Below are 11,949 nucleotides of genomic sequence, written 5' to 3' on the forward strand. Positions count from 1 at the left end.
GGGGAAATTGTCCCGGAGCATGATTATGCTGATTTTGATTTTATTTTTTGGAGAGATATTAAAAAGCAAAGGCCATCTTAAAATAAATAAGATGCCTTTGCTTTTTTGTTAAACAACAGGCTGTTACCGCTTTTCTTTTGAATAAATCGCTTTAAAATAAACAGGCAGCCCTCGTTAGGAGTGATATAAGCTGCCGCAGCGTTTTGCGCGTTACGTGGAAAACAATCTACAGCCTTTCTGAATCAGCCCGCTTGCGCATTTCTTATGAAATCAGCTACTGCTTTAGGTTTTACTGGATATGGTGTGAAGGGTACCGTTTTTGTAAAGTTGGGTGGTGTAACAAGCACACCTTTTAGAATTACAAACCCAAAACAATACACAATGAAAAAGCTAATAATCTTATCAGCAACATTTTTAGCCATATGGATGACGCAGTCATGTGGTAACAACGCAAAAAATCCACAATCGGAAACCCCGGTAGACAGTGCCAAAGATGTGAATGAAACCGTTAAACCCGTAGATGAAAAGTCATCGGCGTTTGCTGTGGAAGCAGCCAACGGAGGTATGATGGAAGTGGAAATGGGTAAGCTGGCACAGGAAAAAGCACAAAATCCAAGAGTAAAAGCTTTTGCTACCATGATGGTTAATGATCACTCCAAAGCAAATGATGAACTAAAGGCATTAGCCAGCCAGAAAGGAATTACGCTGCCGGCAGAATTATCTACAGAAACAAAAAAACACATAGAAGACCTGGGTAAGAAAACAGGGAAGGATTTCGATAAAGATTACATGAGTATGATGGTGGACGACCACGACAAAGATGTCAGTAAATTTGAAAAAGCGCCTGATAACGTAACGGACCAGGAACTGAAAACCTGGGCGGCGAATACATTGCCAACACTGAAAGCACACCAGGATTCCGCGAAAGCAATTAAAGATGCACTGAAGAAATAATTATCAGTGAATCCGGAGAATAGCAAACAATAGCTTCAAGGACCAGCTCCTTGAAGCTTTTTATTAATGAGGCAGTTTTGATTTTAATGCACCATATATCCAGGTGCCGGCAATGGCACTCAGCAAAGTAATACTCACCACCGTAACCCCGGTGCCTATCTGGGCAAACAACGGACCTGGACAAGCCCCCGTGATAGCCCACCCGGTACCAAAGATCAATCCGCCGAAGATCTGCCCTTTATTAAATGTTTTAGGCGCTACTGAAATAGGCTCACCCTGTATGGTTTTTATCTTAAGCCGTTTGATCAGCTGCAGGGAAATGATCCCCGTAATCACAGCCGTACCAATAACACCGTACATGTGAAAAGAAGTAAGCTGAAACATTTCCTGGATACGGAACCAGCTGATCACCTGCGCTTTTACCAACACTATCCCAAAGAAAGCTCCGGCTACCAGGTATTTGATGTTTTTCATATCAGTTCAGCCATTTAAAAAGGTAAGGAATAAGCAGGTTGGCGCTGAAAAAGCCACCCGCCATGAAACAACAGGTAGCCACTAACGACGGCCACTGCAAATTGGATAAACCCATAATAGAATGACCCGATGTGCAACCGCCTGCATAGCGGGTGCCAAAGCCTACCAGCAAGCCACCCAGCACAAAGAACACCAGTCCTTTCCAGGTGAAGAGATTGGACCAGCTGAATATTTCCGGTGGCAGCAACGCGGAATAATCATGCACGCCGTAACCGGCCAGTCGCGCCTGCGTAGCCGCAGCCACCTGGATATCATTGCCATCCTGCAGGTAATGACCGGCAATGAAACCGCCCAGCGCAATACCAGCAACAAAGAAAAGATTCCACGACTCTTTTTTCCAGTCGTACTTAAAGAAAGAAATATCCGCCGGGAAACATGCGGCGCAGATATGTCGCAGCGACGAAGAAATACCAAAGGCCTTATTCCCCAATATCAGCAGCACCGGTACTGTAAGACCAATCAGCAGCCCCGACACCGACCAGTGCCAGGGCTGCTGAATAAATTTCAAAATTTGCATGGAAAGGGATTTAGTATTTATAAAAGATCGTTATACTCCGGGTGTCTTTTCATATAGGCGTTTATGTAAGGACAGTAGGGCTTTACTTTCAGGTGGTTTTCCCTCGCGTATTCCAGCACATATTTGGCCAGCTGGCCGGCAATGCCGCGTCCTTCCAGTTCAGGAGGCACTTCGGTATGCATAAAGGCGATGCCGCCGGGAAACAGCGTATAGGCCACCAATGCGATATGACCTTCCACCTCAGTTTCAAATTGTTTTTTGCCGGTGTTGTTGGTAATGGTTAGTTCCATGTGATGATCAGGATTTGTCTGAAAAATTGATTTTAGTATGCGTACCGTCGCAATAAGGCTTGTTGGAAGATCCGCCGCAACGGCAAAAAGCGGTGACTTTATTTTTATGCGTTTCGTTCCCCGCTGCATCCTTTACCACGATATTGCCATATACCAGCAAGGGGCCGTTAGGCATAGGCTCCACAATGCTTTCCGCAGTGATCTGCGGTTCCACACCGCCCTGTTCCGCTACATCTGCATTCATGAAAAAGCTCAGCGCCCCCGAAGGGCATTGCCTTACCTGCGATACTATTTGTTCCGTAGTAGCTGCTTCCGCATTGATCCACGGCTTCTGGTTGGGATTGAATACCGCCGGCAGTCCATGGAAACATACCTCTGAATGGATACATACATCCGGTTTCCATACAATGGTTACCTCCCCGTTTGTGTAGTGCTTGGTGATATCTTTCATGCTAAACGGCTTTTGTGTTCATAATAATAGGATTGCTCAGCACTTTGTGAACAGGGCAGGAGCGGGCTATCTGCTCCAGCCTGGCAATCTGTTCTTCACTGAGGTTACCGGTAAAATGAAGATCGATATCAATAACGGTGGTCAGCGGATCAGGTTTGGCAGCGCTGTTGAACCGCAGTTCGATCTCAATACTTTCCACGGGCCACTTTTTCCTGTCGGCATACATCTTAACGGTGATAGCTGTGCAGGAGCCCAGGCTGCTCAGCAATAATTCCCCCGGTTGCGGGCCCGTGTCGTTACCACCGGCTTCTATCGGTTCATCTGCCAGCCAGCGGTGGTCCCTCGTATCTATTGACACCTGGTAGGGGCGGCCGGATAAACTTACTCTAACTTCCTGGTCCATATATTTTTTTTACTGAAAATTATCTTTCATCCATGCTGCCGCCAACGTAATATCGCGTGGTACCAGGTTATGACCTGCAGGGATATCAACGGCGCTCACTTTAAATCCGTTGCTGCTTAAAAGAGCAACATAGGCCGCTGTTGCTGCCGGATCAACAGTGCCGTCCTGCGTGCCGGAGCTCATAAATACAGGCGACTGCCGCTGTGTTTCGAAGCTGTCTTCTATACCACTTAAGGGCTGCATAGGACGGAACAATACGGCGCCTGCCAGCAATTCAGGATATAAAATAAGTACGGCGCCTGCAATATTGGCCCCGTTGGAATAACCAACAGCCACCAGCTTATTGATATCAAAGCCTTCTGTAACCGCTATTTCCTTCAGGAAATGTACCATTTCATGCGTTCTGAAATGTACATCCTCTTCGTCAAATACGCCCATGCCTAAACGACGGAAGAAACGGGGCATGCCATGTTCCTGTACATTGCCCCTGAGGCTTAATACGTTGAATCCTGTTCCCAGCGTTCCTGCCAGGGGTAACAAATCCCTTTCATCTCCGCCGGTGCCATGCAACAGCAGTAACGTATAGGCGGTGGGGTTATCCACCGCCTCAAATACATACTGCATAGGTTTAAAATCCATACTAGTCCAGTTTAATCAGTTTTTTCACAATCTCTTCCCGCTGCGGCTCATACTGTGGCGGCAACATCAGGTGGGTACCCAGTTCTGCCGCAGGCTCATCTACTGTGAAGCCCGGCACATCGGTAGCCAGCTCAAATAAAACGCCGCCCGGCTCCCTGAAGTAAACCGACCTGAAATATTTCCGGTCCAGCTGCGGCGTAACATTCAGTCCCCGGTCTTCCAGCAGCTGCCGGTAATGCAGTTGCATGTCGTCGTCTTTCATGCGGAAAGCAATATGATGCACACTGCCGCCGGCCACATGGCCACGGGTTTCTCCCTTTGCTTCCACCAGGTCGATGTAGTTAGCGGTATCGCCCGCCGGACTAACAAAGCGGTAACGGTTAGTGTGATGCTTTGCCAGCTTGTATCCAAATACCGATACCAGCAGGTCGGCAGTAGGTTGTATATCTTCCAGCGTAAGCGTAACATGATGGAATCCCCGGGTAGCATACGCTTCGCCCACTTCGGCAGTGGTCCATGGGGTACGCGGATCCGGTTTTTCCGGTACGGTCAGTTCTACTTTCAACCCGTCGCGGTCAATAAACGTAAGGTAGATGTCCCCGAACTTGGCGGAAGGTTTATTATAGATGATATTCTCTTTTTCAAATCTTTTTAACCAGAAGTCGATACTGCCTTCCGGGATGCTGTAGCCTACCTCGGTAGCCATATGGGTACCCCTGCGGCCGGCCGCAATATCTTCCCACGGGAAGAAAGTGAGGATGGTGCCGGGTGTGCCGGTTTCATCTCCATAATAAAAATGATAAGTGTGGGGATCATCAAAGTTCACCGTTTTCTTTACAAAACGTAATCCCATCACACGGGTATAAAAATCAAAGTTCTTCTTCGCATTGCCTGAAATGGCCGTGATATGATGCAGGCCTGTTATTTCGTTCATAGTTCCGTTTTTTTAAGTGGGCTGTTAGTCTTTGATACAAAGACTAACAGCTGATCATCTTACTGCTTCTTAATCAATTGCACTTCCCCGTAAATTTTCACCTCGTCGCCTACCATTACGCCACCCGCTTCGGTAGCGGCATTCCAGGTAAGGCCAAAATCTTTACGGTTAATTTTCCCGTTGATGGTAAACCCAGCCCTGGTATTGCCCCAGGGATCTTTTACCACACCCCCGTATTCAACCGCCAGCTTAATATTTTTAGTAATGCCACGGATGGTCAGATCTCCGTACAGCTCATAAGAACCATCGTTGTCAACGTTCTCATACTTTGTAGCTTCAAAAATGATATCCTTGTAAGTATTTACATCAAAAAAGTCCGGGGAGCGGAGATGCTGATCCCTGTCGGCACTGCCTGTTGAGATGGAATCTATATCCACCGTTACTTTCACTTTGGCCGTCATAAAATCCTCTTCCTCTGTTGTTGCGTCTACAGTAAAGGTGTTGAATTTACCATTGATATTAGTGATCATCAGGTGGCGGATTTTAAATCCGAGCTCACTGTGACTCGCGTCGGCTACCCATTGTTGTTTTGCCATAAGTAAATGTGGTTTTTAATGAATCAATGAATTTTAAATGCTGCGTAAACCGCTGCAGGACTATATTTTAACAAGACCAAAAACCTATTGTTCAATCTTTTTTCTATCACAAATATCGGGTGATAACGGTTGGGTTCAAATGGATCAAATACACTTAATGATGTACTTTTTGCGTGTGTACTTAAAGGTAAGGAATATATCGGTAAGCCATTTATTATCAAATGATGTATAATTTTTTTCAAATACTTCAAACATTATGGATGAAAGATTGTTTTGAGGTGTTGAGGTAGAACCCGGGCCTTCCTGATGTAAAGAAAACCGTATGAGATACTACTTGTTTTTAATTCTGTTACTGCCAGTATTGTATGCACAGGGCCAGCAAAACGGACAACCGCTGACTTTAAAGGAATGTTACCGCCTTGCCAAACAGGGAAACACGCTGGTGCAGCAGGCGCAACGATCACTGAAAGCCAGGGAGTACAACCTGCAGGCGGAAAACAGGTCGTATTACCCTAAGCTGGATCTGCTGGCAGGTTATAACTATCTCGGCAAACCCCTTGAAATAAACCTGCAACAGGTAAAAGACGGGGTGGTCAACGGATCTTCCACACAAAGCGTTAACACAGCCAATACCGTTTACCAGCAGATCACGGGGCAACCACTTCCCCAAAATGTACAGGATGTAATCTATAATACCACCAAAGGAATCATCAATACCTTTTACCCTGATTATAACCCGGCCCTTACAAAACAATCCTACTTCACGGCAGCCCTCGCACTCCGACAACCCATTTACCTGGGCGGAAAAATTACAGCCGCGCAACAACTGGCAAAAACACAGGTCACCGCCGGACAGTTTAACCAGGAAGTAGTGGAAAAAGGATTGTTCTTTGCCATCAGTGCGCAATACCTGCGGATCCTTTACCTGAACACCATTCTTGCCCATGAAGCAGTGATCGTGGAGTCTTTCAGGAAGAACCGCGATTATGCCACTTCTTTGAAAGACAACCAGATCCTGCCGCCTTACCTGCTCAACTGGGCCAGGATATCTTATGTGCAGGCCAGCAACAGGTACAACAACCTGGAACTGGAAAAGGAAAACGCTTTACTGGAGCTGAACGACCTGTTGGGGCAGCCGATAGAAACACCCATTGAGATCAATGATACACTGGAATATGAATTAAAACCGGTCACAGAAACCGGACAGTTGGAATTGCTCCGTAATAATCCCACCTACCGCCTGGTGGAGAATAAAACAGACCTCGCCAATGTGGCCGTGAAAGCCTCCAGATCGCTCGCATTGCCCAATGTATTTGCCATCGGCAGTTTGAACCTGTATCAGAAAGACCTGCCGGTAACCATACCGCCATGGCTTATCGGGGTGGAAATGCAGTGGAACCTGTTCGATGGCTTCCAGAAATACAAGCGCACCAAAGCCAGTAAAATGCTGGTGGAAGAAGCACAGATGGCGGCGCTCAACACCAAAACCTCGCTGGAGCTGCAACTGAAAGTAGCGATGAATAAAATGAAAGCATTGCAAAATGATGTGGCTTCGCTCGACAGCGCCCGGCAGCAGGCGCACCTTACCACCGCGCTGGTAACAGACCGTATGCAAAACCAGCTGTCGTCTGTAAAGGATGTAAACGATGCACTGCTGCAGGAAGAGGAAATGCATAAGATCTACTATACCGCGGTAATGGGTTACTATCTGGCGCTGGCCCAATACTGTAATGTGATAGGTACACCGGAACAATTTGCAACATACGTTGACAGATAAACAGACTTTTTCATGAGAGCAGTATTAAAAAATTATTGGGCACTGCTGATCCCCATTGCTATCCTGGTGATTGCGCTGATCTTCCTTATAAAGAAGCCAGCGGCGGCAGACCGGTCAGTAATAGGCATGGTGGATGCCGACTATGTGGATGTGGCGGCGGAGTTTCCCGGGCGGCTGGACAGTCTCCTGGTGAAACAGGGCGATACCATTCGTAAAGGGCAGTTGCTCGGTGTACTCCGGTCTACCGAGATCAATGCCATCCGCAACCAGGCGCAGGCAGCCATTGATGCCGCCAAGGGACAGCTTACCCTGTTGCAGAAAGGCGCCCGCCCTGAAGCCATCAAGGCAGCCGATAATCTCTATAATATTACCAGGCAACAATATGAGCTGATGCAGAAAACCTACCAGCGTATGCAGAACCTCTTTAACGACGATGTGATTTCAGGACAGGAAAAAGACCTCGTGTACTTTAAACTGCAGGCCGCCAAAAAAGAAATGGAAACCGCCAAACTGAATATGGATATGCTGCAGCAAGGCAGCCGGCCGGAACTCATTACCACCGCTGCTGCCATTGTACGGCAGGCAGAACAGGGCTATGAGCTCACCAAAGCATTATCCGACAATACCTATATTCATGCTCCTGCTGATGGCATTATTAGTTCTATGGTAATAGAAGAAGGAGAGATAGTGGCTATCGGCTACCCGCTGATGACCATCCAGAAACCCGCCACTTATCATATTACCTGCAACATACGGCAGGATGATATGCAGCGTTTCCCGTTGGGCACCCGGGTACAGGTACGGGTACCGGGATGCGACCCTGAAAATTTTGAAGCCGAAGTGCATAAAGTAGCTCCCTCACTTACTTTCGCCAACTGGGTACCAGTAAAAGAGCAGGGCAAATTTGAACTGCGCACTTTTACGGTAGACCTGACACCTGTAAACCAGGCGGGAGTTAAGGGGCTTCGCCCCGGTATGACCGCCTCCATGAATCTGCCATGATGCGTTCCATTTTCCATATTATGACCAGGGAATGGAAGCGCATACTTACCCTCCCGGAACACTACATTGTATTGCTGGTACTGCCGCCACTGGTATGCCTGTTGTATGGTTATATCTATAACAACCAGTTTGCCCGCGATTTGCCGGTAGCTGTCTGGGATGAAGCACGGTCGCCATTGTCGCGTCAGTTCACCTTTATGCTCGAACAAACGGAAAGTATCCATATCACGCAGCAGGTAGACAATGAAGCGGCGCTGCAGAAAATGATGGAGCAGGGTATTGTACAAGGCGCCATCCACTTCCCGGCAAAAATGGACGAACATATTAAAAGCCGGCAACCGGTGTACATCACCGTGTATACCAACACGGCAGCGGTGGTAACCGCCAAGCTGATTTATAAAGATGCGGCCAGAGTACTGATCACGGCAGGTTCGGGGGTTACGCTGCAGAAATTCGTAAAAACAGGGATGCCCACCGGTAAAGCTATGGCGCTGGTGCAGCCCATCCGGCTTACTTCGTATATGCTTTATAACCCGCGGTACAACTACCAGCAATACCTGGTACCGGGGCTGATTGCCGTGGCCCTGCAAATGATGATCATTATGGTCACCGTGCTGGCGCTGAACCTGGAAGAAAAAAGGGGCACTTTCCAGGAGCTGCATTCAATGGCGGGCGGCTCTGCTTCCAATGTATTGCTGGGAAAGGGCCTGGCGCACCTGGGCGTTGGCTGGCTGCACTATATCCTGGTAACATGCATTGTATTCCCCCTTTTTGCACATGGCCGGATAGGCGGGTCCTGGCCGCTGTTCCTCCTGTTTACCCTGCTGATCATTGGCTGTATCAGCATCGGGATGATGGTGTCGGCTATTGTAAGCGATGTAATGGTAGCCTGCGACCTGGGGCTGTTCTATACCTCGCCTGCGTTTGTGTTCAGCGGCTTTACCTTTCCCCGCTGGGCCATGCCCTGGTACGACCAGTACTACGCCTGGCTGATGCCTTTTACACCCTTCCTGGATGGTTTCTTTAAAGTATATTTTATGGAATTGCCCATGCACTATGCCTATAAGGAAGCAGGGCAACTGCTTATTTACATCGCCATTACCTTTCCTGTTGCGCTGTTATTCCTGCAACGGAAAATGAATAAATTCTCCTTACAGCATGCGTGATTTTTTACAACATATCAACCGGTTGTTCCTGCGGGAAGTGAGGATGATAGCCACCGATCACAGTTTGTTACTCACGTTGCTGATAGCGCCCCTCCTGTATGCTTTTTTTTATGGCAGTATATATAGTTATAAGGTAGAAGAAAAAGTGTTGCTGGCGGTGGCCGATGATGATAAAAGCGAACTATCGCGCACCTTCCTGCAACAGCTGACCAAAATGCAGATCGTGGAAGTAACCGGCGCTTCGGATTTACAGGATGCACAGGATAAGATGTATTACGGCCGGTGCCAGGGTTACCTGTACATTCCTCATGGCGTACAGAAAAAAGTGCTGGCCCTGCAGCAGGCCGATATTGTACTGGCAGTGAATGCCGCGCGGTTCCTGCCTTCCAGCGAACTGGCCGGCGGCATTACCACGCTGGCCCTTACCGTAGGGGCGGGGGTAAGGCTGAAGTACAATGAAATGCAGGGACTCAATTCACAGATGGCAATGCGGGAAACCCAGCCCGTGAACCTCGACTACCGCCCGATGTATAATTCACGGTCCAGCTACGGCGCCTTCCTTTTACCCGGGCTGCTGGCGCTGATATTGCAACAAACGTTGCTGATTGGTCTTTCCGAAAGTATGGCGCTCGATAAAGAAAGAGGGAAAGTGCCTGAACTGCTGAAAACCGGCGGGGGCGGGTTGTCGGCCACCCTGTGGGGTAAAGGGCTGTTCTACATGCTGTTGTTCTGCTGCTATGCTTTTTTCTTTATGACAGTTAACTATACTACGCTGGATATCCCTTTCCGGGGAAAAGTTTTTGACGTAGCGGTGGTATTTTTCCTCTTCTTCCTCACGCTGATACCGCTGGGCATGTGGCTGGGCACTATGTTCCGCAGCCAGTTGATGGCGGCGCAGATGATGGTATTTTCCACGTACCCGGTATTCCTTATTGCCGGTTATGCATGGCCCTATGAATCTTTGCCGGTACCATTGCAATGGTTATCGTCTATGGTACCTACCATGCCCTTCCTGAAAGTATACCAGTCCATCGTACAAATGGGCGCCACCCTTGGCGATAACATCCCTTCCGTACTGCATTTGCTGGCCCTCTCCGGGTTTTATACCCTGCTGGCATTACTTGGATTAAGGCGTTTGAATAAGCGGCAACAATCCATATCTTTGTAACGGATGTATGCAATTGTAGATATTGAAACGACAGGCGGCCATGCCAGCGCCAACGGCATTACAGAGATCGCCGTATTCCTGTATGACGGGAAGGAAGTAACCCGGCATTACCAAACCCTGGTAAACCCCGGCATACCCATTCCTTATTACATAGAATCGCTGACGGGCATCAGCAATAGTATGGTGGCGGATGCGCCGCCCTTTGAAGCCATTGCCCCCTTGCTGTACGATTTGCTGAAAGACCGGATCTTTGTTGCGCACAATGTAAATTTCGACTACTCTTTTATAAAGCACCAGCTGGGCAATGCAGGGTTCGACCTGCAAAGTAAAAAACTGTGTACGGTACGGCTGGGGCGTAAAATATTCCCGGGACTCAAATCTTACAGCCTGGGTAATATCTGTCGTCATTTCGGGATCACTGTAAATGGCCGGCACCGGGCTGGTGGTGATGCAGAAGCTACTACCGTGCTTTTCGGGATGCTGCTGGCCAATGATAAGGAAAAGGTCATCGCCTCCATGCTGAAGGTGGGATCAAAGGAACAGTTCCTGCCACCCAACCTGCCACCAGACCAGGTAAAAGGATTGCCTGCCCAACCGGGCGTTTATTATTTTCACGATCACAAAGACAAAGTAGTATATGTAGGCAAGGCAAAGGACCTTGGCAAACGGGTGAACAGTCACTTTACCGGGCATAGTACCAGCCGGCAACGGCAGAACTTCCTGCGTACCATTCACCGCATTTCCTACCAGGAAACGGCTACAGAGCTGATGGCCTGCATCCTGGAATCAGTGGAGATAAAGCGTTTGTGGCCGGTTTTCAACTACGCCCAGAAACGGGTGGAGTTCAGGTACGGATTCTATCTCTTCGAAGACCAGCACGGCTACCTGCGCCTGGCCATAGAAAGGAAGCGGAAGTATTCGCACCCCATACACAGCTTTAACCTGCTGATAGACGGCCACCGGCTGCTGCGTTCCCTGATAAACGAATTTGGGCTATGCCCTAAGCTTTGCTTCCTGCAAAAGGGGGATGGCACCTGCGCAGGCATCACCGCCGGTACCTGCAACGGCGCCTGCCGCAAAGCCGAAGCGCCGGAAACCTATAATGAGCGCATGAAAGCGGCCATCGCATTCCTGCAGGAACAACAACCCTCCGTGATCATCGTAGACAAAGGCCGCAACAGCAGCGAAAAGAGCTGCATCCTGATGGAGAAAGGCCGGTTTTATGGCATGGGCTACATCCCCGCAGAAGCAAACACCACGGAAGCGGAACACATCCGCGAATACCTCACCCCATACGCCGAAAACGAAGTGATCATCGGCCTGCTAAGGCCATACGCCAGCCGCGCAACAGTTGTCTGACGCGGAGTTTGTCTTGGAACACTGATTACGCTGATTTTAATGACTTCATTGAATTTTTTAATAGAATAATAAAGGGAGATAAATAAGATTATCTCCCTTGCTATTAAAATCAAACGCTAAAAATATCAACGTAATCATTAAAATCAGCGTAATCAGTGT

The 11,949-nt window shown here is 48.4% G+C and carries 14 protein-coding genes; 6 read left to right on the forward strand and 8 right to left on the reverse strand.

The genetic code is table 11. The features are described 5' to 3' along the window. Positions 1 to 381: 381 nt before the first annotated feature. Complete coding sequence (locus VN105_RS10900) at positions 382 to 954, forward strand: DUF4142 domain-containing protein (protein WP_325640731.1); 573 nt, start codon at positions 382 to 384, stop codon at positions 952 to 954. Positions 955 to 1,017: 63 nt separating this feature from the next. Here the strand turns inward: VN105_RS10900 and VN105_RS10905 are convergent, their stop codons facing one another. From VN105_RS10905 to VN105_RS10940, 8 genes are read right to left on the reverse strand one after another with little or no spacing between them, the layout of a single operon-like run. Continuing rightward, positions 1,018 to 1,428, reverse strand: coding sequence for a DUF6691 family protein (locus tag VN105_RS10905; protein ID WP_325640733.1), 411 nt, complete (start codon positions 1,426 to 1,428; stop codon positions 1,018 to 1,020). A gap of 1 nt (position 1,429) precedes the next feature. After that, complete coding sequence (locus tag VN105_RS10910) at positions 1,430 to 2,005, reverse strand: YeeE/YedE family protein (protein WP_325640735.1); 576 nt, start codon at positions 2,003 to 2,005, stop codon at positions 1,430 to 1,432. Between the two features lie 17 nt (positions 2,006 to 2,022). Beyond that, positions 2,023 to 2,295 carry a GNAT family N-acetyltransferase gene (locus tag VN105_RS10915; protein ID WP_325640737.1) on the reverse strand — a complete coding sequence of 91 codons (273 nt, stop codon included), beginning with the start codon at positions 2,293 to 2,295 and terminating at the stop codon, positions 2,023 to 2,025. A gap of 7 nt (positions 2,296 to 2,302) precedes the next feature. Next, on the reverse strand, positions 2,303 to 2,746 hold the full coding sequence (locus VN105_RS10920; protein ID WP_325640739.1) for a (4Fe-4S)-binding protein: 444 nt from the start codon (positions 2,744 to 2,746) through the stop codon (positions 2,303 to 2,305). A 1-nt stretch (position 2,747) separates the two neighbouring features. Beyond that, complete coding sequence (locus tag VN105_RS10925) at positions 2,748 to 3,149, reverse strand: OsmC family protein (protein WP_325640741.1); 402 nt, start codon at positions 3,147 to 3,149, stop codon at positions 2,748 to 2,750. 9 nt (positions 3,150 to 3,158) lie between these two features. Continuing rightward, positions 3,159 to 3,788 carry an alpha/beta hydrolase gene (locus tag VN105_RS10930; RefSeq protein ID WP_325640743.1) on the reverse strand — a complete coding sequence of 210 codons (630 nt, stop codon included), beginning with the start codon at positions 3,786 to 3,788 and terminating at the stop codon, positions 3,159 to 3,161. Position 3,789: 1 nt separating this feature from the next. Beyond that, on the reverse strand, positions 3,790 to 4,722 hold the full coding sequence (locus VN105_RS10935) for a ring-cleaving dioxygenase (RefSeq protein ID WP_325640745.1): 933 nt from the start codon (positions 4,720 to 4,722) through the stop codon (positions 3,790 to 3,792). Positions 4,723 to 4,781: 59 nt separating this feature from the next. After that, complete coding sequence (locus tag VN105_RS10940) at positions 4,782 to 5,318, reverse strand: YceI family protein (RefSeq protein WP_325640746.1); 537 nt, start codon at positions 5,316 to 5,318, stop codon at positions 4,782 to 4,784. 322 nt (positions 5,319 to 5,640) lie between these two features. Between VN105_RS10940 and VN105_RS10945 the strand changes: the two genes are divergently transcribed. From VN105_RS10945 to VN105_RS10965, 5 genes are read left to right on the forward strand one after another with little or no spacing between them, the layout of a single operon-like run. After that, the gene (locus VN105_RS10945) at positions 5,641 to 7,095 is read left to right on the forward strand and encodes a TolC family protein (RefSeq protein ID WP_325640747.1); all 1,455 of its coding nucleotides are present in this window, start codon (positions 5,641 to 5,643) and stop codon (positions 7,093 to 7,095) included. A 12-nt stretch (positions 7,096 to 7,107) separates the two neighbouring features. Then, positions 7,108 to 8,097, forward strand: a complete 990-nt coding sequence (locus tag VN105_RS10950) for an HlyD family secretion protein (RefSeq protein WP_325640748.1) — start codon at positions 7,108 to 7,110, stop codon at positions 8,095 to 8,097. After that, positions 8,097 to 9,263, forward strand: coding sequence for an ABC transporter permease (locus tag VN105_RS10955; protein ID WP_325640750.1), 1,167 nt, complete (start codon positions 8,097 to 8,099; stop codon positions 9,261 to 9,263). Before VN105_RS10950 ends, VN105_RS10955 begins: the two co-directional genes overlap by 1 nt. Then, positions 9,256 to 10,431, forward strand: coding sequence for an ABC transporter permease (locus VN105_RS10960; protein ID WP_325640752.1), 1,176 nt, complete (start codon positions 9,256 to 9,258; stop codon positions 10,429 to 10,431). Before VN105_RS10955 ends, VN105_RS10960 begins: the two co-directional genes overlap by 8 nt. A 3-nt stretch (positions 10,432 to 10,434) precedes the next feature. Beyond that, positions 10,435 to 11,790, forward strand: a complete 1,356-nt coding sequence (locus VN105_RS10965) for an exonuclease domain-containing protein (RefSeq protein ID WP_325640754.1) — start codon at positions 10,435 to 10,437, stop codon at positions 11,788 to 11,790. Positions 11,791 to 11,949: the final 159 nt, after the last annotated feature.

Source organism: Chitinophaga sp. (assembly GCF_035564935.1).
Lineage (GTDB): Bacteria > Bacteroidota > Bacteroidia > Chitinophagales > Chitinophagaceae > Chitinophaga.